The following is a 20,040-nucleotide window of genomic DNA, read 5'->3' on the forward strand; positions in this document are numbered from 1 at the left end:
GTACAGGACCGGCGCCCCGGCGCGGTCGAGCACGCCCGCGTCCTTCGGCAGCCGGCCGAGCCGGGGCCGCAGGGTCACCGCGATCACCAGCACCATCGCGCTGGGGTACCCGCCGGTCGCCCTGGTCGTCACCGACGCGGGACCGGTCGCGCTGGCCAACGGGCAGCAGGTGGTCGTGGACCTGTCGGCCGAGGTCTGGCGGGCCTCCTGGTGGACCGTCCCCGCCACGGCAACCACGGGGACGGCTGGCGCGAGTAGACGACGCCGTACCGGTCCTCGCGACCACGCTGGAGCTGCCGGCCGAGCACGGGCCGCTCGGCCCGGTGTGGTGGCGCTACGGCCGCCCCGGCCGACATTCCCTGAGCGACGCGCTCGACAACCCGGACAACCATGCCGCCTACGACCAGCGCCAGGCCGCCCGGGAGAGGAGAGCCAGCCAGGCCCACCGCGACCTGATGCGGACCCTGGCCTGCGCCGACTGCGGACAGGTCCCGAAGGAGGAGAGCACCCGGGAGTACGGCCTCCACGGCCGCGAGCAGCGGATCCGCTGCCCCGGCGGCCGCTGCCGGCCCTGCCGCGAACAGCACCAGCAGCAGCGCGAGCAGGAGCAGGAGTGGGAGGCCATGGCCCAGGCGCGGCTGGAGGCCTCCCGGGAGGCGAACGCCGCGCTGCGTCCGTGCTGGACGTGCCGGGGTTCGATCGGCGGGAAGGCGGGCTCGGGGCTGGAGCTGCGGGGAGAAGGCCGACCCGGGCCGGCTGGAGTGCCCGCAGTGCGCCGGCGACCGGGAGACGGAGAAACCGGGCCCGTTGGTGCGGCCCGCCCCGACCAAGCGCGAGCAGGTCGCCGCCTTGGTCTCCGCTCCGGATGATCCGTGGTGGGAGGACCGGACGCTGCACCCGAAGCGCTACTCGGCGAAGGTCGGCGTGTGTGACCTGAAAGGGAAGGGTCTCTTGCTACCGGGCCGGGGCTCCGGAGGCGACGCCGGGGGCATTCGACCTGCGTACCTTGACCTTGGTCTTGGTCAGCCGCGTGAGCGCGGCCGTGACGTCGGCGGCCTGAGCGTCGGTGAAGGCCCTCTTGAGGAGGGTCGCGGCCACGGGCGCTCCGCTCGGCCTCTTCACCAGGATCGACCAGGCCAGGGGAGTGTCCGTGGCTCGGGTGACCGACGTCCACGGGAACCTCAGCTCCCCGGACGCCGTACGGATGACGGCCTCCTGATCAGTCATCGCGACCGATGTGGGGCCCGCCTGGCGCTGGGCGGAACGAGAAGCGAGCTTCTTGGCAACCACTGTGATGTTCTGGACCTGGAGCAGGCAGGCGATGAGCGCGGCGATCGCGAAGAGGACACTGCCCGCTGCGAGGCAGAGCAGTGAGAGCAGCAACCAGGCGCTGGCGACCGCCCAGCGCACTGCCGGTGCAGGGAAATTGGCTCTCACCGCGGTGGCGAGCTCCTCAGGTGCTGCGTCGTACTCCACCTGGACGTTCACGTTTCGTTCCTTTGTTCGCGAGGGCACATCATGGCTGGGGCACCGAACCCGGCACAAGTACGATGCGGCAGCCCCGGATGGGACGCCTACGACCTGTGCCAGAGGGCCCGCGAGACGAAGGCCCGCCAGGCCCACCGGGAGCTGATGCGGGCCCTGGCCTGGGCCGACTACGGCCAGGTCCCGAAGGAGGAGGGCACCTACGAGTACGGGTTCCACGGACAGTGGACCCGCCGCACCGGCGGCCGCTACCCCCTGCCACGACACGCACGAGGAACGCCAGGAGAAGGCCGCAGTCGTGGCCCGCAAGCACTTGGAGAAGGCCCGGGAGACCAACGCCGTGCTGCGGACGTGCCGGACGTGCCGGGGCCCGATCGGCGGAGAGGCGGGCTCTCCGCCGGAACTCCTTGGGAAGGCCGGCCCGGACCGGCTGGAGTGCCCGCAGTGCGTCAGCGAACGGGAGGTGGAGGAGCTGGGCCCGTTGGTGCTGCCCGCCCCGACCAAGCGGGAGCTGGTGGCCGTGCTGGTGTCCGCCCCGGACGATCCGTGGTGGGAGGACCGTGTGCTCCACGCGAAGCTCTACCCGGCGAAGGACCGCCGGGTGTGACCTGTTGGTGTTGTGGGGTGTGTTCTGGCTTCTTGCGCGGGGTTGTCCGGACCTTTGGTTTGTGCCTGTTGGGGGTGTGGGTCGGGGTGGTGGCGGGGCGGGGCTTGGTGACTGTGGGTGGTGGCGGGTGGGATCGGGGGCCCTGTCGGCCTGTCGGCCTGTCGGCCTGTCGGCCTGCCGGCGGTGCCGGTGGGGTGCTGTTGGGTGTGTATTCGGGTGTGAGTTCCGCCGGGTATTGCGTGTTGCTGGTCTTGTGGATTGGTTGCCGGTGGTGGTCTGAATTCGGGTGGAATTGCGGTGGCGTGGGTGGTGGCGGGGGGTCGGTGTTCGGTTTGGTGGGGGTGGGGCTGGGCCCTCGTCCCTGTACCTGCAGCCGGGTAGCTGCTGTCAGGGCCGGGGGCGGTTGGGCTGTGCCTGCTGCCGTGCCCGCTGCTCGGGGCGGGGCGCTGCTGCGCGCTCGCGCCGCCGTGTCCGTCGGCGGTGCCGTGCTGCGCCGCCGTCCTCGCGCGGCCGCCGTCCTCGGGGTCCGGCACTTGGCCGTTGTTCTGGCAGCTGTTCCCGTCCCGGGCCAGCCTCGGCGCCCGCCGAGTGGGTGCCCGGCCCGGGTACCCGCCCGTCCGGCTGCGCCCCTGGTCCGTCAGGCCCGGCCGCCCGCAGGGCCGCGGCTCTGCGCACGCTCCTGGCCGCCTGGCCGCCCAGCCCGCCAGCCGCCAGCCGCCCGGCAAACCCGGCAAACCCGCAGGAACGTCCTGGAAGCCACAGCCCGAGCGGCGGGCTTGGCGTCCGTGGCGGGGGGATCGACGTCACCCGCGACCTGTCGAGCCGTGCCGGCGCAGAACGGATCGGGGGTCGGGGCGGGCACCGTGAGACGTCGGCGCCGACGGGCTCCACCCCGAAGTCGTGCCGCAGCCGAGCGGAGCGACCAGGCACAACGTCAAAGGCCGCTTGCACGCCCGCGGCGCTCGGTGGCGGCGCGGGCGAACAACCCCGGGCCACACCCGCCACGGGGGGCCGCCGGCCGCGGGCTGCGGGCCGTGCATGCCGGGTTGGGAATTGGGTTTCCCTGTACTTCAAGTCGTAGGACCCGGATCACCTTGACCAGTTGGTGCCGATTCCGCTGTCCGGGCCGACCGAGAAGACGTCGATCCGGTTCGGGTTGTGGGAGTGTGCGCTGATCGTGCCCGGTGTGTGGGCCCTGGGTGGCGTGACCGGGATCGGGGTGTGCCGTAGTAGGCGGTCCCACCGGTTGGCGCCGATTTCCACGACTGAGCGTCGCCTGACTACGGCTGCCGTCCGGTGCCGGGTTCGGCGCCAAGCCCGTCCAAGCTCTCGGCCGGCTCCGCGTATTACCCAGTGTCGCCAACGAGCCCCCGCTGATCGGCTACGGGCTTCGACGTGGTGCTTGCCCGACAACGAGGCTGTCCGGAGCCCGTCCGCCCGTACCGTGTGCGGGGCCCGCCGCTCGGCCTCCTCCAGTCGGCCGGACTCGGCCGGCTGCTCTCACCCAACTTCCCAGGACCGGACCTTCTGTGACGCTCAGCCACCTGGACGGGTGTGGACGGACCAGGCATCCGGGCTGCGGCAGCATGGCGAACTGGGTCCGGTCATGGGAAGTCGGATGTGTCTGGTCAGCTCAGGTTGAGCTGCCAGTACGCGGTTTCGCGGGAGTTTCAGCTGACCGGGGATGCCGGAGGGCTGTGCCGCAACCGGACGGGTCGTGCCCGTGGGTTCTCACAGGCAGTGGGGTCGGGGACGTCCGGGTGGGGCATGGCGTGCGCGCACTGCTGCAGGCCGGTGCCGCTGCCCGAGGAGGCCGTACGCATCCAGGGCCCGGGATCCAGCAGCGGGCCGAGCGGCGCCGGGCGGGCCGGCCCGTGGAGCCCGCGACGTTCGGCAGGTGGCTCCCGCGGGCATGCCCATCCTGCGTGGCCGCACCGCCGTCCTGTGGCAACTCGTTCTGCAGGCACCCGCGTCCGTGGTCGCCGGGATGCTCGGTTTTCACACCGTCCACGCCGAGGTCCTCGCCGATGAGACCGGCAGCGCCTGGTGGAAGGACGTCCCCGGCGACCATGGACGGTGATCTCACAGGCCCTCAGGTCCTTGAGCGTTCGGGGCGGGGAGCCGCTGCGTGTCGGCGCCGAAGGGAAGGAAGACGGTGCGGGTGGCGAGGAGCCAGGTGCCGTCGGTGTTGCGGAAGGTGTCTTCGTAGTGGCCGACGTTCGCCGGGAGACGGGGCTCGATCATTCCGCCGGTGTAGCCGTCGACCCGGTAGGTCGTCAGATACGAGACGGCGCGGGCCGTCGTCGCGGACTCCACTGTGACCAGAATGTTCGTCATCAGGCGGCGCGAGAGCCTGTCTTCCGGGCGCGAGGCGAAGTATGCACGCAGGGCCTCGCGACCCTCGATACGGCGGTCGCCGAAAGGCCAATGCCAGACGCCGTCGGGCGTGAACAGCTCGGCCACCGAGCCCGGCTCACCAAGGTCGAGGCGATGAATGAAGTCCACGATGATCCGCTCGCAGGCGTGTTCCGCGAGTATCCGGTCGATCGGGGCGATGATCTCGTCGTCCATGCTCCTTTCTACCAGCCCCAACAGGCGGCCGGGCAACGGCTTTTCGGCGTACCCGCGAGGCCGACACGCAAGAGGGCGGACCCGACGGGCCATGCCTGTCAGGGATGAAGGCCGAAAGACCCGAGGCAGGCCACGGGCGCTCGCTCGGATCATCCGGCAGATGGCGACAGTCGAGCGATCAGTGCAGCGGCGGGAATTCTCGCGTGCGTCCGCCGGGGACTTCGGCCTCAACGACGACACGGAGTGACCCGGATCAATCCGCTGCCAGGGAACTCGGACCACTCGATCACAGGCTCCTGCCGGCACCGGACCCCGCGAGGAGGCCGTACGCCTGTGGGCGGGAGGGATCGCGGTCGCCCGTGGCCGGCCTCAGGAGGTGCGACGCTTCCGGGCACCGGTGAACCGCCGGGAGACATCCGGGGGCCGCCTGACCTTCTACGGCCTCGAAGCGGACGGGAATACGAGCGGCACGGGACAGGGCCCGACTGGTAGAAACACGGCAGTCCGACACCTCGTCACCACCGTTCTCCCCCGGAGTGCGCCATGCCCGAATCCGAGCCGTCCTTCCTGATGGCGGTCGAGGACGTCTTCGGGTACCACCCCCACGGGACGTACGTCACCGGCGAGGTCCTGCAGGGCGTCGTGCGGGTCGGGGACGAGCTGGAAGTCGTCGGCCTCCTGCCCGCCCGCCGCATCACAGCCGACACATTCGGAACATTCGGGGTGTTCCGCAGGCAGCTGACCGAGGCCCGGGCCGGCCGGGACATCGCAGTCCTGATCCCCGGCATCAACCGCACACAGGTCGCGGTCGGCCAGGTCCTCGCCACCCCGGGCACGGTCCGGCCGCACGGCCGGCTGCGGGCGACACTCCACGCGGACACGGCGCCCGGCACATCACTCCACCTGCGCTTCGCGCAGCGGTCGGAGGTGGTGGAGGCGACGGTTCACCTGCCCGAGGGCACCGACGCACCCGCGCGCGACCGGCCCGTCGAGATCACCCTGGACCGTCCGGCCGTCTTCGACCAGGGCACGGAGTTCAGCGTGGTGACCCAGACCCGCGACGTCATCACGAGCATCCGCCACCTCGGCACCGGCCTGGTCACCGAGGTGCTCGACTGACACCGTCCCGAGGCCGTTGTCGCGGCGCGGTCCTTCTGCCTAGTGATGGTGTCTCGAGCCGGTAGGGCCTTGATGCCGCGCCGGCAGCCGGCCCGCTTGAGGACGGCGGCGATCTGCGGGCGGGTCGGACGTGCGGCCCTGAACGGGGTGGGGGCGGTCTTGAGGAACTCGCGAGCCTCGGGCCGGCACAGGCCGTTCTTCCACGCCTCGAAGGCGGTCAGGGCCGAGGGGTGTACTCGCGCGGCAGGGTGCGGAGCTGGTCGGCCGTCTGCTGCCGGTTCCGGACGGCGTCCTGCTGGGCGCGGGCCAGGGCGGTGACGGCTCGGGCGAGGTCGCTGTCGTCGGGCAGAGGCGGCCGGTGGGGGTGCATGTCGGTGCGCAGGATGTTCGCCGGGACCATGGCGTCGCCGGGGTCGGGCTTCTTGCGGGAGACGGCGTGCCGGTCGCGGTAGCGGGCGGCGGCCATCGGGTTGATCGCGAACACCTTCCGCCTGCCGGTCCGCGGCACCGTGCGGGAGGTCTCGATCGCGGCGGGGATCGGGGTCTCCTCGGTGTCGCCGTACTCGGCGAGCAGATCCAGCAGCAGCTTGTGGCCGGCCGTGTCGTCGGTGATGTGCCGCTCGGCCGGCATCTACGCCTCGGTGGGGTGCGTCAGGCCGTTCAGGATGAGGGCGAGGCCTGCCTCGAACGCCGACTCGTGGTCGATCGCCGGCAGGTCGGCCGGTAGGTCCGCGCCGACATGGGGACCGGTGTCCGCCTGCTCCTCCAGGACGCTGCCGACGGTGAAGCGGCCTGCGGTCAGCATTGCCGTCTGCGCATCCTGCTGAGGCATGCCGGAGGCCGTGAGGAATGCCATTTTGTGCCGGATCCGGTCGAGGTCGCCGGTGGGGGTGCTGCCGGCGTGGAGCCGTGCTCCGTCCCGGCGCATCAACAGGGTGCGTCTGAAGCTGCGCGTGTTGTCCGCGAACCAGTCGCGCCAGTCGTCGCCGGGCATCGGCAGGGGTGCGGCGGCATGGGGCGCCATCGCCGCCTCCGCCATGGCGGCGAGGAGGTCCTTCTTGGTGCGGAAGTGCCAGTAGAGCGACGGCTGTTCGACGTTCAGTCGCTTCGCCAGCCTTCTCGTGCTGACGCCGTCCAGTCCGGCCTCGTCGAGCAGGCCGAGCGCCTCGGCGATGACGGCCTCGCGGTTCATCTTGGTCACATTGACAATCTATCGCCGATAGATGAGCCTGGAAAGGAATCTTTCACTGATAGATTTTGGGGGGATGGGCATGACGCGGGGATCGGGCGAGCAGACCCTGAGGGTTCTCGTCGCCGGCGGTGGAATCGCGGGGCAGGCCCTGGCCTTCTGGCTGACCCGGGGCGGCCACCGGGTGACCGTCGTCGAACGCTTTCCGGCACTGCGGGCCACCGGGGCCCAGGTCGATCTGCGGGGGCAGGGCATCGAGGCCGTCAAGCGGATGGGACTTCTCGACGCCGTCCGAGGCGTACTCGTCGACGAGGCCGGCGTCGCCCTCGTCGACGCACACGGCAGGCCCAAGGCGACGATCATGGCCAACACCTCGGGGAAGGGCCGGCAGACCCTCACATCCGAGTACGAGATCATGCGTGGTGACCTGGTACGCATCCTGTACGACGCCGCCAAGGACGGCACCGAGTACGTCTTCGGCGTCAGCGTGGACGGCTTCGAGCAGGACGCCCACCAGGTCATCGGGCACTTCTCCGACGGATCCTCCGCCGAATTCGACCTCCTGATCGGCGCCGACGGACAGGGATCACGCATCCGGCGAGCGATGCTCCCCGACGGCCTCGACCCCTACCGGCGGGTGGGCATCCACATGGCCTACTGGTTCGTTCCGCGCATCGCGTCCGACAGCAACATCCGCGACACCTACATGGTCCCGGGCGGCCGCCAGATCATGCGCCGCAGCCACAACCCGACCGAGACCCAGGTCTACTTCGTCCTGCGGGAAGAATCCCAGGAAGCCTCGGCGATCCACCGGGCACCCGTCGAGCGCCAGCGGGAATTCTGGACGAGCAGGTTCCGTGACGCCGGATGGCAGACCGAGCGCTTCACCGAAGGCATGAGGACCAGCCCGTTCTTCCACTCCCAGGAGATCGTCCAGGTCCGCACCGACACCTGGTCGAAGGGCCGCGTCGTCCTGGCCGGAGACGCCGCGCACTGCGCCTCCCCCTACAGCGGCATGGGCGTCTCCGGCGCCCTGGTCGGCGCCCACGTCCTGGCCCGAGAGATCAACCGGCACCCGGGCGACCTGCCGACCGCGCTGACGAACTACGACCGCGCGCTGCGGCCCTTCGTCGACGCCATCCAGGGCGAAGTCAACCCGCGCCTGCTGCGCCTGGGCATGCCGATGACCCGGCGTGCGATCGATTTCTTTCAAGCCACCGCCGGGCTGGCCTGCTTCCTGCGTGTCCCCGGCCTCGCCGCGCGCCTCTCGGCGCAGGAACGCGGCGGCAACTGGCAACTCCCCGAGAACCCGGCACCGACCACCACCGCCTGAAAGCGACTGCGCAGCTCGCACCGGCGGTCGCCATGACCATGCCCGGCCGGCGGCGCGAACTGCGGCAGGACGAGACTCCTGTCCACAGGCTGCGCGTTGGCGGGCCCGGCACATGGGCGTCGCCGCAGGCGCCCTTGACCGGGGAGCACGCCGTGCTCACACCACGAGCAGACGACCCCGGCCGGCAGCGTGCGTGTTGTTCCTGGCGGCTTGTTTCATGGCCGGGCCTGGTCTGGTTTGTCGGGGCTTCCTGTTCCGTCACGGTGTCCCGCGGGGGCCGTGTGGCCGGGAGTTCTTCGCTGCGGGTGCCGGGGTCCGCCGGGGGCGGTGGCCGGGCGGTGGGGGCTGGGGTGTGTGGCGGACGGGTCCGGGCCGTGCTCTGCCCGTTTGCCCGCTTGCCGGCCGGTCTGTCCGCTTGCCCGTCCGTCCGCTTGCCGGCCGGTCTGTCCGCCTGCTTGTGGTGGCGGGGTGGCGTTGTGGTGGATGGGTCGGTGTGTCGGGTTGGTGCGGGTTCCGGGGGTGTGCCGGGTCGTTGCGGGCCGGGCTGCCGGCTGCCGGCTGTCCGGGGTGGCTGTGCGGGCCGGTCCTGTGCGTGTGGGGCGACGCCGAGGGGCCCGGTGCGCGTGGTGTGCGCTCCGGGCCCTTCGGTGTCGGCCCCGCGGGGTCCCGGACTCGGCTTGTGGCGTGTGTCGCGGGGGCGTGGGGCGGGCGGGCCGGCGGGTGTGGCCGGCCGGCCGTCGCGGGTTTAGTAGTTGTGGTGGATCTGCCAGTAGGCCCAGGCCTGGTTGGGGCTGCCGTAGCGGCCGTTCATGTAGTCGTAGGCCCACTTGATCTGGGTGGCGGCGTTGGTCTTCCAGTCGGCGCCGGCGGAGGCCATCTTGTTGCCGGGCAGGGCCTGGGCGAGGCCGTAGGCGCCGGAGGAGGGGTTGGTCGCGGTGACGTTCCAGCCGCTCTCGTGGGAGATGATCTGGTCGAAGGAGGCGAGCTGGTCGGCGGGGACGATGCTCGCGGCCAGCGACTGCGGCGTGGAGGCCGAGGCGGCGGTGGGGACGACGGCGGCGCCGATCGCGGCGATGCCGACGGCGGCGGTGAACAGGGCGGCGGACTTGCGCATGCGGGTGGTGATCACGGGCATGTGGGAGTTCGACCTCAATCGTGGGGGTGCCTGGTCCCGCGGCTCGGCGGGCCCGGGAGGGCCGGCGGGCGGGGCTGGGCACCGGGGTGGTCACGGGTGGTGACCACCGGACGGGAGTGCGGCAGCGGATCGGACCGCCGCCGCAGCTGGCGACTGAGCCATTGTTAGCCGGGCCGGGGCCCGGCTCCAAGGGCCCCCGCTACGACGCGTCGTCGTAGTGAAGGGGTGGTGGGTGCGCCTGCCGGGGGCGGGCCGGTACCCGCCACCGACCCGGTCAAACCTCACCAAAAACAGACATTCAGGGCAATTTGCTTGGGCGTGGCCTGCGGAAACACCGGGAACCCCGCCATGACCACGGGAACGCGGCACCGCCCCGGGCGGGCCGGGCGGACACGCCGCCGGGGGCGGGAGGGTGGTCCACTAGGAAGGGTAGGAGTTGCGTGAAGCGCGTGATGACCGTCACGAGCCGCCCCCGTCCGGAGCCCGTTGCGACGGGATCCAGCTCACACCACGGTCACTTTCCGTGATCGTCTTGTCGCGTCGGCACCCGGTCCGGGCGAGGCGGCTCGCGCCGGTGTCGGGGTGGCGTGGCTTCCGGTGGCTGCCGGCCTGATCGGTTTCGGCGTCGGGCATCGTGGGCGGATTCCGCTACGGCGGTTTCCCGGTGCCGGTGCTCCGGCTCGCTGTGCCCGTACCGGACGGCGGGGTTGCTCGTTCTCGGGTGTGGTGTCGACGGGAGGGAGGCCGCCGGTGTTGCCGGGGCGGTGCCGGGCCGGTGGGGGCGGGGGTTCCTCGGTGGTGCCCTGGCCGGAACACGGCCCGCTGTTCGGCCCTGCTCGCCGCTGTTCGGCTCTGGCGGTCCGGTGGTCCGGGGTGCCGAGCAGCGTCTGCCGCAAGCCCTCTGCCTGGCGGTGCCGGGTGCAGGGGCGTTGCGGCCGGCGGGGGTGTGGCCGGCGAGGGTGTGGCTGGTGGGGCGTTGGTGGCCGACCAGCAGCCGCCGTCCACGTACGCCGAACCGTTCAGGCGCACCGGCGCGGACCGGCCGGGGATGGCGCGGGAGGCCATGCCGGCGTCGGCGACCGCGACCGCCGGGGCGTCCGGGTCGCCGAAGACCACCCGGTGGCCGCTGCGGTGGTCCACGGCCGCCACCCGCAGCGGCGAGCCCGCCGCCGACACGGCCCCGCCACCCGCGTCCGGGGACGGCCCGGTCCGGTTCGGGGCCGCGTTCGGGTCCGGGAGCCGGCCGTCGCTTGTCGGGGAGGGTGGTGTCGCGGTGACGGGTGGTGTCGGGTCGTTGTCGGGTCCGGGGTCGTGGCCGGGCGGGTGCTGTTCCGGTGTGCCCGGTGAAGGGGCCGGGGGCGTCGCCGGTGTGGGTGGTGCCCGTCTCGTGGTCCGTGTCGTCGTTGTCTGTCCGCGAGCGGTGACGGGGCGGTGGTTTCGGGTGTTGTGGGTGGACGGTGCTGTGGTGGTCCCGGCCGGTGTGGGGGGAGCCGGCCGGGGCCGCTCGTGTCGCTGGGTCGGTGCCGGGCCGGCCGGCGTGTGGGTTCTTTGGCGGCGTCCCCGGGCCGGTGCACGGCACGGCTGCCCGGCCCCGGCAGTCCGGTGGTGTCGGGGCCGGGGTGTGCTCCGGCCTGTCGGCGTCCCGCGCGGAGTCCCGCCGCGTGCTGTGCCGTGCCGGGCTGCGTCCGTGCCCGTGCCCGTGCCGCGTGCCGTGCTGCAGGGCTGCGTCTGGTGGGTGCTCGGTGGTGGGCCCGGCCCCGGATGCCACGGTGCCGGGTGCCGGACGTCCGAAGGTGCCGGACGCCAGGCTGCCGGGGTGCCGTGGGAGTCCCGCGCGTCCGGGCTGCTCCGGTGCCGTGCCCTCGCCTGCCCGGCCGTGCCGTGTCGGGCTGCGCCCGGCGGGTTCCGGATGTCAGGGCGCGAAGGCGCCGGCTGCGGGTGCAGAAGGTGCCGGACGCCGGACGTCCGAAGGTGGCGGACGCCGGGCTGCCGGGTGTGGGGTGTCGGTGGGTCAGATCCAGTCGCGTCGTACCGCTTCCGCGCCGGCCTGGAAACGACTGCGTGCGCCGAGTTGGTCCATCAGTTTCGCGATGATCCGCCGGGCGGTACGCACCGACACACCCAGCCGGCGGCACAGGACTTCGTCGGTCATGCCGTCGGCGAGCAGGGCGAGTACCTCGCGTTCCTGGCCGTTGAGTTCGTCGAACGCGTCACCACCGGGTTCCTGGTCCAGGGGGACACCACGGGCCCAGAACTGGTCGAACAGCGCGTACATCCCGGTGACCGTTCCCGGTCCGTGGAGGACCACCGCGCCCTGGTCGGAGCGTTCCGGGTTGACCGGGACCACGGCGATCTTCCGGTCCATGATCAGCATCCGCAGCGGCAGGCTCGGCACGGTCCGGGTCTGCCCGCCCGCCGAGCCCAGCCAGCCCGCGTACTCGGCGGTGGCCCGGTCCTTGCGGATGCTGTCCACGTACAGAGTGCGGATACGCACCCCGCGGGCCAGCAGTTCCTCGTCGAGGGGGCGGGCGGCGGCCAGGTTCTCCGGGCTCTGCGCGCCGCCCGGCGCGAAGGCCAGCAGTTCGTGTTCGACCTCGCCGGTGAGTTTGCGCAGCCGGTCGCGTACCGCTTCGACGCCCGGCAGCTGTTCCACGTACGCGACCGGGGACTCGCGGCGCAGGTCGGCGTGGTCGGCGATCAGCGCGGCGGCGGCCACCCGGCTGCGTTCGATCTGCTGCTGGCGTTCGAGGAGTTCGGCCTGTTCACGGGCGAGGAGCATCTCCAGGCCCACTTCGGGGCTGACCACGTGCAGGCCGCGTGACCCGCTGCGGGTGGGCCGCAGCAGGGACAGGTCGGCGAGCCGGTCCCAGGCCTCCTGGATCTCCTCGACGGAGCTGCCCAGCCGCTCCGCAAGCTCCGGGAGGCCGAGTTCCGGATAGGCCAGCATCTGCCGGTACACCTGCTCGGAGAAGGTGTCCAGCCCAAGACTCGTCAGCATGCGCCCCCCCGGGCAACGTTCGAACGCCATCCCACCGATGGTCTGGTCCACGATCGTAGTGGCCGTCGAAAAGCGCAGCTTACGGCCTCGCTAGGCTGTCCGGAAAAGGCCCGCTCCAAGGGAGGAAGTCCGTGACACCCGTGCAGCCGCGATCCGTCGGGGAGTACCAGGAACTGCTGGAACGGGGGCTGTCCCTGGACCTGACCCGGGGCAAGCCCTCGCCCCGGCAGCTCGACCTGTCACAGGACCTGCTGTCACACGCCGTCGGTCACACCGCGGCCGACGGCACCGACTGCCGCAACTACGGCGGCCTGCAGGGCCTGCCCGAGCTGCGGGAGATCTTCGCCGACCTGCTGCGCGTGCCCGTCGCGCAACTGGTCGCACTGGACAACTCCAGCCTGGCCCTGATGCACGACAGCCTGGTCCACGCGATGCTCAGCGGGGTGCCCGGCTCCGAGCGCAGCTGGGCACGGGAACCGGAGATCGCCTTCCTGTGCCCGGTCCCCGGATACGACCGGCACTTCGCGCTGTGCGAGCGCTTCGGCATCCGGATGATCCCGGTCCCGATGACGCCCGACGGCCCGGACCTGGACGTGGTCGAGGACCTGGTGGCCGGCGACGACCGGATCAAGGGCATCTGGTGCGTGCCCAAGTACAGTAACCCCGACGGCGCCTGCTACAGCGACGAGACCGTGCGCCGCCTGGCCCAGATGCCGACCGCCGCGCCGGACTTCCGGATCTTCTGGGACAACGCCTACGCGGTCCACCACCTCACCGACGAGGAAGTCGAACTCGCCGACGTGCTGGCGGCCTGCGCCGAGGGCGGCCACCCGGACCGGGCGTTCGTCTTCGCCTCCACCTCGAAGGTCACCACGGCCGGCAGCGGCGTGGCCTTCTTCGGCTCCTCCCCCGCCAACGTGGCCTGGCTGCTCGGCCACACCGGCAAGCGCACCATCGGCCCCGACAAGATCAACCAGCTGCGGCACGTCGCCTTCCTGCGCGACGCCGACGGCGTACGCGCCCACATGCGCCGCCACCGCGACCTGCTGCAGCCCAAGTTCGAACTCGTCGAGCGCATCCTGCGCGAAGAGTTCGGCGACCACCCGGCGGTGCACTGGTCCCGGCCCAAGGGCGGCTACTTCGTGTCCCTGGACGTCCCCGGGGGCTGCGCCCGCGAGGTGGTCCGGCTGGCCGCAGCGGCCGGCGTCGCACTGACCCCGGCCGGTGCCACCCACCCGTACGGCGACGACCCGGCCGACCGGACCATCCGGATCGCCCCCAGCTACCCCGAGCCGGCCGACCTGGAGACCGCGCTGCGGGCACTGGCGGTCTGTGTCCGCGAAGTCCTCGCAGCACAGCAGCAGGAGGACTGACCCACACCCGGACGGGGGCCCGGGCCCACCGTCCCCGTCCGGGCTCGGGCCCACCCGGAACCCGACCGGCACCATGGCCGGGCAGGGGACGAGCGCAGCGGCGGCCGTCGGATCCACGGCAGCTCCCGGCCCGTTCCCAGGGCGCGGTGGGCCGGCGGCCGGTCCCTGTCCGCGTCCGGGGTGGTCGGAGCGGCGGGTCCCGGCTCGTTTCCGGGCCGGCCCGGGACCCTGGCCTACGCCGTACCCGGACGGATGCGCGCCGGCCTGTGGCTGGTCGGATCGGTGGCTGCTCCTGGCCCGTTCCCAGGGTGCGGTGGGGCCGGCGGCGGCCGGTCCTGGCCCCTTTCCGGGCACCCGTAGGACCTGGCCTGTGCTGCGCCCGGGTAGGTGTGGTCGGGACGTACGGTCGGGACGATTGGGCTGCTCCTGGCCCGATTCCGTTGTGCGGCCGGGCCGGCAGCCCGTCCTCACCTGCGGCCGGGTAGCCGGAGTATGCGGGCCCGGCCTGCTTCCGGGCCGACCCCGGACCTGGCCTGTGCCGCGCCCGGGTAGGTGTGGCCGGGACGGTGGTTGGGACGGCCGGGCTGCTCTTTGCCCGGGCCCGGGGTGCGGTGCGGCCTGGCCGGGGTGCGGCAGGGCCGGCCGGTGGCCTGTCCTCGCCGGTCGGATCGGTGGCTACTCCCGACCCGTTCGCGGGATGCGGTCGGACCGGCGGCTGGTTTTTTCCCGCGGCCGGGGTGGCCGGAGCAGCCCGGCCCTGGCCCGTTTCCGGGCTGACCCCCGGACCTGGCCTGTGCTGCGCCCGGGCGGGTGTGGTCGGGACGTACGGTCGGGACGATTGGGCTGCTCCTCACCCGGGCCCGGGGTGCGATGTGGCCTGGACCGGGCTGCGGCAGGGCCGGCCGGTGACCCGTTCTCGCCTGGTTCCGGGCACCCGTAGGACCTGACCTGCACCGTGGCCGGGTGGGTGCGAGCCGGGGTGCGGCCGGACCATCGGCTGTTCCTCGCCCGACTCCACGCGGTGGGGCCGGGGGCTGGTTCCGGCCCGTTTCCGGGTCGGTCCGGGACCTGACCCGTGCTGCGCTCGGGAGGGTGCGGCGTGGCCCCCGCCCGGGCCGGCCGGTGGCCCGATCTCACCCGGGTCCGGGGTGGTCGGGACGACCGGGTTGTTTCTCACCCGCACCCGCACCCGGGTCCGGGGTGGCGGGAGCGGTGGGTCCTGGCCCGTTGCCGGGCGCTCGTGGTCCTGACCCGTGCTGCGCCCGTTGACCCGGTCCGTGCTGTGTCCGGGCCTGTGCTGCGCCCCGGCCCGGGGCGCGGGGCGCGGGGCGGGTGGTGTTCGTGTTCCGGGGTGGTCAGATCAGTGGGCTGTCGTGGTCGGGGTTCAGGGTGACGTGGAAGCGGAGTGTGGTGGTGGCGGTGCGGGCGCGGGTGAGGGCGGTGGGGGCGTCGGGGCCGTGGGCGCGGGCGAGGGCGAGGCGGGCTGCGGAGGAGTCGAGTGGGGCGAGTTCGGTGCCGGGTTCGGCCAGTGGCCGGACTTCGGACACGCCGTGGCCGGCGCGTGCCTGGTCCAGGCCGTCGATGGCGTTCAGGGTGCCGGGGGCGGTCGGGCGGGCGAACCACACGGCTTCGTACCGGGGTGTGGTGGCGGCTGCGGTGGCGAGTTCGGCGCGTAGTTCGGCGAGTACGGGCAGGCCGAGGACCTGGCGGACGGTGTGTCGTTCCAGGTCGATGCCGAGGGCTGCGTGGACGAGGGCGGGGATCTCGTCGCCGCCGAGGCGGATGTGGGTTTCGATGGTGCGCGGGCCGTCGTCGGTGAGGACGACTTCGGTGTGGGTGGGGCCGAAGCGGATGTCCAGGGCGTCCAGGACGGCCGTGACGTGGCGGGTGATCGCTTCGTGGTCGGCCTGGGCGAGTGGGGCGGGTACGACGTGGCCGAGTTCGACGAAGGTCTGGGGATCGGAGTACTTGCGGGTGACGCACACGACCTGGTGGTCGCCGTCTTCGGAGAACGCCTCGACGCTGAACTGGGGTCCGGTGTGGAGGCGTTCGGCCAGGACGCCGCCGCGTGCCCATTCGCCGTCCTGGTCGGCCCGGGCGAACGCGGCGCTCACGTCCGCGGCGCTGTCGAGGCGGTGGACCCCGGTGCTGCCGGCGCCGACGGCCGGTTTCACGATGCAGGGGCCGCCGTGGCGGGCGAGGAACGCGTGGAGTTCGGCCGCGTCGGCGGCGACGGTGAACGGGGTGTCGTCCACGCCGGTCTCGGCGAGGCGGGTGCGCATGCTGGGCTTGTGGTGCACGAGGTGGACGGTGTGCGGGCTGTGCATCGCCAGGCCCAGTTCCCGGGCGAGTGCCGCGGCCCGGTCCTGGTCGCGTTCGGCGAAGGCGGCGACCCTGGTGAACGGGTCCAGTGCGTGGACGGCCTTGACCACCGCGGCCCATTCGGCGGCGGGGGCGTCGGCCCGCAGTGCGAGGACGCGGCTGTGTTCGGCCGAGCGGCGGATCTTGGGCAGCACCGGGAGCTGGCAGGCGACGGTGGTGCGGACGTCGGGTCCCTGTTCGCGCAGCATGGCGGGCATGTCCATCCCGCCGCCGAGTACCAGGACGTGTTCAGCCATGACAGATCCCTCCTTGGGGGAGCGGTAGCGGGGCCCGCTGGGTGCCTGCCGCGCGGCAGGCCAGGGCGGAGCCCGTGAACAGGGTTGCGAGCAGCAGCCAGCCGGCGGGGCCCGCGCCCAGGACGAGTGAGGTCATCAGGGCCGGGCCGATGACGTTCTGCAGTCCGAGGCCGAGGTTGAAGACGGCCATGTACTCGGTGCGCCGGTCGGCCGGTGCGAGGTCGAAGGACAGCTGCCAGCCGGCGACGGCGTGCAGGTTCTCGCCGACCGTGAGCAGCGCCACGGCGGCGGCGCAGCCCGCCACCGCCAGGGCGCCGGACAGGTGCGCGGCGGCCGGGAACGCCGCGCAGGCGGCGACCAGGAAGCCCGCCGCAGCGAGCAGGACCGCGCCCGGCCGGTGGGTGAGGCGCTCGGTGCGGCTGAAGCCCAGCTGCAGCAGCACGGTCAGGACGGTGTTGACCGCGAGCAGTCCCGCCACGGTCGCGGCGGGCAGCGAGGTCCTGGTCACGACCCAGACCGGCAGCAGCACGAACAGCACCGAATCGTGCAGCAGCAGCAGGCCGTTGCTGACCGTCAGCAGCACGAAGCGGCGGTGGCGCAGCGGCGGCCGGGAGCGCCCCGGAGCCGGGCCGGCGCCCTGCGCCGTGCCGGAACCGCCTGCCGTGCCGGAACCGCCTGCCGTGCCGGAACCGCCTGCCGCGCCGGCGCCCGGTGCCGCAGTGGCCGGAGCCGGGGCGGGGGCGGCGGGGGCCGGGAGCGGCAGGGAGGCGATCACGGCGGCCAGGACGAAGAAGCTCAGCCCGTTGCCGATCAGCATCGCCATCATGGCGGGTCTGGTGTGCACGGCGAGTGCCAGCCCCGCGACCAGGAACCCGGCGCTCAGCGCGGTGTTGCGCACGCTGCGCACCAGCGCCATGGTCCGTACCCGTTCGCCGCCCTGGGCCAGGGCGCCGACCAGTGACTGCTGCAGGGGCGGGGTGGACTGGTCGAGCATGCGCAGCAGGCAGGTGGCCACCACGAATGTCCGGAAGTCGGTGACGAAGGCGTAGCCGAGGTAGCCGGCCCCGCGCAGCAGCAGTGCGCCGCAGTACACGCGGCGCAGGCCCAGCCGGTCCGCGAGGCGGCCCACCGGGACGGGGCCGAGCAGGCCCGCCACGCCGGCCACCGACATCACCAGGCCGACGTCGCGCACTCCGAAGCCGATCACGGCGACGAAGTACACCGCGGAGGTCGACAGCAGCAGGCCGGTGCCGAAGGAGTCGACGGCCGCGCCGAAGGCCAGGCGGCGGCGCACGGCGGCCGGGCTGGTCACGGGCTCAGCCATGAGCGGCCGCCGGTTCGGGGCGGGGCGTGAAGAGCGCGGCCAGTGCGCGGCGGTCGACCTTGCCGCGCGGGTCGAGGGGCAGGTCGGGCAGCACCCGGACGGCGTCCGGCATGGCGGCGGCCGGCACCCGGCCGAGCAGGTGCTCGCGCAGCAGGCGGCGCAGCGCCGCGGGGTCGGTGGTGGCGCCGCGGGGGGTGCAGCAGAGCACGATGCGCTCGCGTTCGCCAGGCAGCAGCAGGGCGACCGCGGAGGCGACCGGGGGGCAGGTGCGGGCCTGTGTCTCCAGGTCGGGCAGGCTGACCTTGACGCCGTGGCGTTTGACCACGTGGTCGCCGCGTCCGACGATCTCGATCGCGCCGTCGGGGGTGCGGCGGGCCAGGTCGCCGGTGTGCAGCAGCGGCCGGCCGTTTGGCAGGGTGGCGAAGCGGGTGGCCGAGCCCTTGCCGCCGACGGCGTAGCCGAGGGCCAACTGGTCGGATACCAGGGTGAGTTCGGACGGTTCTTCGGTGTCCAGCAGGGCCTCGGTGCCGGGGATCGGCGTCCCCACGGGCACCGTCGGGGTGTCGACCGCCGCGCCGGGGGGCACGGTGTGCCGCAGTTTGATGACGGTCGACTCGGTCGGGCCGTACAGGTTGAGCACGGTGGCGTGCGGGCACAGTGCCCGCCAGCGGGCCAGCAGCGGTGTGGGGAACACCTCGCCGGAGACCAGCAGCAGGCGCAGTCGGCCGAACGCCGTGTCCGGCAGCCGTGCGGGGGCCTGCTCGGCGGCGCCGAGCAGGGCGGCCAGCCGGGAGGGCAGCAGGCACATCACGGTCGGCCGGTGTTCGGCGGCCCAGCTCAGCAGGTGGGCCCCGGCGAGCAGTTCGCGGTCGGTGAGGACGGCCACGGTCGCGCCCGACACCACGGCGGCGAGGGTCTCCTTGAAGGAGAAGTCGAACCAGGGGTCGGCGGAGTTGGACAGCACGTCGCCCGGCCCGAGCGCCAGCTCCTCGCGCTGCCAGTGCAGGTAGTGCGCCAGTGCGGCGGCCGAGCCCCGCACCACCTTGGGCGCACCGGTGGTGCCGGAGGTGGCGAGGAAGTACCCGGTCCCGTCACCCGCGGCGGCGGTGTCGCCCGCGGCGGCGGTGCGGCCTGCGACGGCGGTGCGGCCCGCGACGGCGGTGCGGCCCGCGGCGGCCCGGACGGCGGTGCGGCCCGCGACGGTGGTGCCGGCCGTGGCCGGGGTGGCCGGGCGGGCGGGCGCGGGGCCCTCCTTCCGTACCCGGTGCACCCGGGTGGCCGGGCCGCTCCACCAGGGGGGCGGCGGGCCGGCGGTGACCAGGTCGCGGACGCCCAGCAGGTCGGGCAGCGCGGCCGAGGAGGTGTCCGGGGGCAGTGGCAGGAACGGCCGTCCGGCGCGGATGCACGCCAGCATCGCCGCGAGGGCCGCCGCGCCCCGGGGCAGCAGGACCGCCACCGGGGCGGGCCCGTCCCCGCCGACGGCCGGTTCCCCGCCGGTGGCGGGCCCGTTGCCGTCCGCGCCCGTCTCCCCGTCCGCGCCCGTCTCCCCGTCGGGTGCCGGTTCCCCGTCCGCGCCCGGTTCCCCGTCCGCGGAGCGCGCCAGCGCGGCCGCCAACTCGGCGCTGGCCCGGTCGAGTTCGCCGTACGTCCAGGTGCCGGCCGGTTCGGTCACGGCGAGGCGGGCGGGGTCGGCGGTGGCGAGGGCGGCCTCGACGAGGGCGGTCAGGCTCCCGGTCGGCTCAGCCATGCCGGGCCACCTCGACGGTGTCGATCTCCAGGACCGGGCCGGCCAGGCGCAGCCGGAAGGCGAGGCCGTCGCCGCGCCGCAGTACGGCCTCCCCGGTGTCCGCGCTCTCCACCGTGCACGGGCCCGCGCCCCGGTGTTCGCGCAGCAGGGCGGTGCGGCGGCCTCCGGCGGCCTCCTGCGCCTCGGGGCCGGCGGTGCGGACCACCGTGTGCGCGGGCAGCAGCCGCTCGGCGGCGGCCGCGCTGAGTTCGGCCAGGGCGGCCGCGACGGCGGGCAGCACCCCGGTGGCGGGCGCGGCGGCCGAGAGTTCGGCCAGGCGCGCGCCGATCGCGGCGAGGTGTTCGGCGAGCTCGCGCGGGGTGGTCGCCAGATAGAGGTCGCGCAGTTCCAGCGGAACTCCGGAGAATTCACCGGTCCGGGCGACGGCCGCGGCGGCCATCAGGGAGTTCCCGTCGAGGTCGAAGAAGAAGTCGTCGTCGATGTCCACGGTGTTCCGGCCGACCAGGTCACCCCAGATCTCGGCCACCTTCAACGCATCCAC

17 protein-coding genes and 1 pseudogene are annotated in these 20,040 nt (G+C 73.3%); 6 read left to right on the forward strand and 12 right to left on the reverse strand.

Annotated features, from left to right (window positions below):
* The coding region (locus ACFV04_RS33895; protein WP_380534681.1) for a hypothetical protein at nucleotides 1-228 on the reverse strand (228 nt) is incomplete at its 3' end.
* 95 nt (nucleotides 229-323) lie between these two features.
* On the opposite strand from ACFV04_RS33895, the gene ACFV04_RS33900 reads away from it, so the two are divergent.
* A complete protein-coding gene (locus tag ACFV04_RS33900; RefSeq protein ID WP_380534683.1) occupies nucleotides 324-869 on the forward strand; it encodes a hypothetical protein in 546 nt (181 codons plus the stop codon).
* 85 nt (nucleotides 870-954) lie between these two features.
* Here the strand turns inward: ACFV04_RS33900 and ACFV04_RS33905 are convergent, their stop codons facing one another.
* Nucleotides 955-1,488, reverse strand: coding sequence for a hypothetical protein (locus ACFV04_RS33905; protein WP_380534685.1), 534 nt, complete (start codon nucleotides 1,486-1,488; stop codon nucleotides 955-957).
* Nucleotides 1,489-1,783: 295 nt separating this feature from the next.
* On the opposite strand from ACFV04_RS33905, the gene ACFV04_RS33910 reads away from it, so the two are divergent.
* Both ACFV04_RS33910 and ACFV04_RS33915 read left to right on the forward strand, forming a co-directional pair.
* Entirely contained in the window at nucleotides 1,784-2,092 is a 309-nt protein-coding gene (locus ACFV04_RS33910) for a hypothetical protein (RefSeq protein WP_380534687.1), read from the forward strand.
* Between the two features lie 1,912 nt (nucleotides 2,093-4,004).
* Nucleotides 4,005-4,172, forward strand: coding sequence for a hypothetical protein (locus tag ACFV04_RS33915; RefSeq protein ID WP_380534688.1), 168 nt, complete (start codon nucleotides 4,005-4,007; stop codon nucleotides 4,170-4,172).
* 2 nt (nucleotides 4,173-4,174) lie between these two features.
* On the opposite strand, the gene ACFV04_RS33920 is transcribed toward ACFV04_RS33915, so the two are convergent.
* The gene (locus tag ACFV04_RS33920) at nucleotides 4,175-4,663 is read right to left on the reverse strand and encodes a nuclear transport factor 2 family protein (RefSeq protein ID WP_380534690.1); all 489 of its coding nucleotides are present in this window, start codon (nucleotides 4,661-4,663) and stop codon (nucleotides 4,175-4,177) included.
* Between the two features lie 543 nt (nucleotides 4,664-5,206).
* Here ACFV04_RS33920 and ACFV04_RS33925 point away from each other — a divergent pair.
* A complete protein-coding gene (locus ACFV04_RS33925; protein WP_380534692.1) occupies nucleotides 5,207-5,782 on the forward strand; it encodes an EF-Tu/IF-2/RF-3 family GTPase in 576 nt (191 codons plus the stop codon).
* A gap of 77 nt (nucleotides 5,783-5,859) precedes the next feature.
* Here the strand turns inward: ACFV04_RS33925 and ACFV04_RS33930 are convergent.
* Together ACFV04_RS33930 and ACFV04_RS33935 are read right to left on the reverse strand one after the other, a co-directional pair.
* Nucleotides 5,860-6,407: pseudogene (locus ACFV04_RS33930) on the reverse strand (transposase); the annotation flags it as partial.
* A gap of 6 nt (nucleotides 6,408-6,413) precedes the next feature.
* Complete coding sequence (locus tag ACFV04_RS33935) at nucleotides 6,414-6,974, reverse strand: TetR/AcrR family transcriptional regulator C-terminal domain-containing protein (RefSeq protein ID WP_380534724.1); 561 nt, start codon at nucleotides 6,972-6,974, stop codon at nucleotides 6,414-6,416.
* Between the two features lie 79 nt (nucleotides 6,975-7,053).
* Here ACFV04_RS33935 and ACFV04_RS33940 point away from each other — a divergent pair, with 79 nt between their 5' ends.
* Nucleotides 7,054-8,304, forward strand: a complete 1,251-nt coding sequence (locus ACFV04_RS33940; protein WP_380534694.1) for an FAD-dependent monooxygenase — start codon at nucleotides 7,054-7,056, stop codon at nucleotides 8,302-8,304.
* 745 nt (nucleotides 8,305-9,049) lie between these two features.
* On the opposite strand, the gene ACFV04_RS33945 is transcribed toward ACFV04_RS33940, so the two are convergent.
* From ACFV04_RS33945 to ACFV04_RS33955, 3 genes are all read right to left on the reverse strand, one after another.
* Nucleotides 9,050-9,439 carry a transglycosylase SLT domain-containing protein gene (locus ACFV04_RS33945; protein ID WP_380534696.1) on the reverse strand — a complete coding sequence of 130 codons (390 nt, stop codon included), beginning with the start codon at nucleotides 9,437-9,439 and terminating at the stop codon, nucleotides 9,050-9,052.
* A 648-nt stretch (nucleotides 9,440-10,087) separates the two neighbouring features.
* The gene (locus tag ACFV04_RS33950; RefSeq protein WP_380534698.1) at nucleotides 10,088-10,615 is read right to left on the reverse strand and encodes a patatin-like phospholipase family protein; all 528 of its coding nucleotides are present in this window, start codon (nucleotides 10,613-10,615) and stop codon (nucleotides 10,088-10,090) included.
* Nucleotides 10,616-11,450: 835 nt separating this feature from the next.
* The gene (locus ACFV04_RS33955) at nucleotides 11,451-12,437 is read right to left on the reverse strand and encodes a helix-turn-helix domain-containing protein (RefSeq protein ID WP_380534700.1); all 987 of its coding nucleotides are present in this window, start codon (nucleotides 12,435-12,437) and stop codon (nucleotides 11,451-11,453) included.
* Between the two features lie 131 nt (nucleotides 12,438-12,568).
* Here ACFV04_RS33955 and ACFV04_RS33960 point away from each other — a divergent pair, with 131 nt between their 5' ends.
* Nucleotides 12,569-13,810, forward strand: a complete 1,242-nt coding sequence (locus tag ACFV04_RS33960; protein ID WP_380534702.1) for an aminotransferase class I/II-fold pyridoxal phosphate-dependent enzyme — start codon at nucleotides 12,569-12,571, stop codon at nucleotides 13,808-13,810.
* A gap of 1,355 nt (nucleotides 13,811-15,165) precedes the next feature.
* On the opposite strand, the gene ACFV04_RS33965 is transcribed toward ACFV04_RS33960, so the two are convergent.
* Genes ACFV04_RS33965 through ACFV04_RS33980 form a run of 4 tightly spaced genes read right to left on the reverse strand, consistent with a single transcriptional unit; the run spans nucleotide 15,166 to nucleotide 20,040 of the window.
* On the reverse strand, nucleotides 15,166-16,428 hold the full coding sequence (locus ACFV04_RS33965; protein ID WP_380534704.1) for an ATP-grasp domain-containing protein: 1,263 nt from the start codon (nucleotides 16,426-16,428) through the stop codon (nucleotides 15,166-15,168).
* On the reverse strand, nucleotides 16,421-17,752 hold the full coding sequence (locus ACFV04_RS33970) for an MFS transporter (RefSeq protein WP_380534706.1): 1,332 nt from the start codon (nucleotides 17,750-17,752) through the stop codon (nucleotides 16,421-16,423). The genes ACFV04_RS33965 and ACFV04_RS33970 overlap by 8 nt, the downstream gene beginning before the upstream one ends.
* Complete coding sequence (locus ACFV04_RS33975) at nucleotides 17,745-19,499, reverse strand: AMP-binding protein (protein ID WP_380534708.1); 1,755 nt, start codon at nucleotides 19,497-19,499, stop codon at nucleotides 17,745-17,747. The genes ACFV04_RS33970 and ACFV04_RS33975 overlap by 8 nt, the downstream gene beginning before the upstream one ends.
* Nucleotides 19,492-20,040 carry a phosphopantetheine-binding protein gene (locus ACFV04_RS33980; RefSeq protein WP_380534710.1) on the reverse strand — a complete coding sequence of 183 codons (549 nt, stop codon included), beginning with the start codon at nucleotides 20,038-20,040 and terminating at the stop codon, nucleotides 19,492-19,494. Before ACFV04_RS33980 ends, ACFV04_RS33975 begins: the two co-directional genes overlap by 8 nt.

The organism is Kitasatospora sp. NPDC059599 (genome assembly GCF_042735125.1).
Lineage (GTDB): Bacteria > Actinomycetota > Actinomycetes > Streptomycetales > Streptomycetaceae > Kitasatospora.

Coding starts and splice junctions, on each gene's coding strand:
- ACFV04_RS33945 (WP_380534696.1), bottom strand. CDS start 9,439: ATGCCCGTGATCACCACCCGCATGCGCAAGTCCGCCGCCCTGTTCACC.
- ACFV04_RS33940 (WP_380534694.1), top strand. CDS start 7,054: ATGACGCGGGGATCGGGCGAGCAGACCCTGAGGGTTCTCGTCGCCGGC.
- ACFV04_RS33935 (WP_380534724.1), bottom strand. CDS start 6,974: ATGAACCGCGAGGCCGTCATCGCCGAGGCGCTCGGCCTGCTCGACGAG.
- ACFV04_RS33965 (WP_380534704.1), bottom strand. CDS start 16,428: ATGGCTGAACACGTCCTGGTACTCGGCGGCGGGATGGACATGCCCGCC.
- ACFV04_RS33970 (WP_380534706.1), bottom strand. CDS start 17,752: ATGGCTGAGCCCGTGACCAGCCCGGCCGCCGTGCGCCGCCGCCTGGCC.
- ACFV04_RS33955 (WP_380534700.1), bottom strand. CDS start 12,437: ATGCTGACGAGTCTTGGGCTGGACACCTTCTCCGAGCAGGTGTACCGG.
- ACFV04_RS33915 (WP_380534688.1), top strand. CDS start 4,005: ATGCCCATCCTGCGTGGCCGCACCGCCGTCCTGTGGCAACTCGTTCTG.
- ACFV04_RS33920 (WP_380534690.1), bottom strand. CDS start 4,663: ATGGACGACGAGATCATCGCCCCGATCGACCGGATACTCGCGGAACAC.
- ACFV04_RS33975 (WP_380534708.1), bottom strand. CDS start 19,499: ATGGCTGAGCCGACCGGGAGCCTGACCGCCCTCGTCGAGGCCGCCCTC.
- ACFV04_RS33925 (WP_380534692.1), top strand. CDS start 5,207: ATGCCCGAATCCGAGCCGTCCTTCCTGATGGCGGTCGAGGACGTCTTC.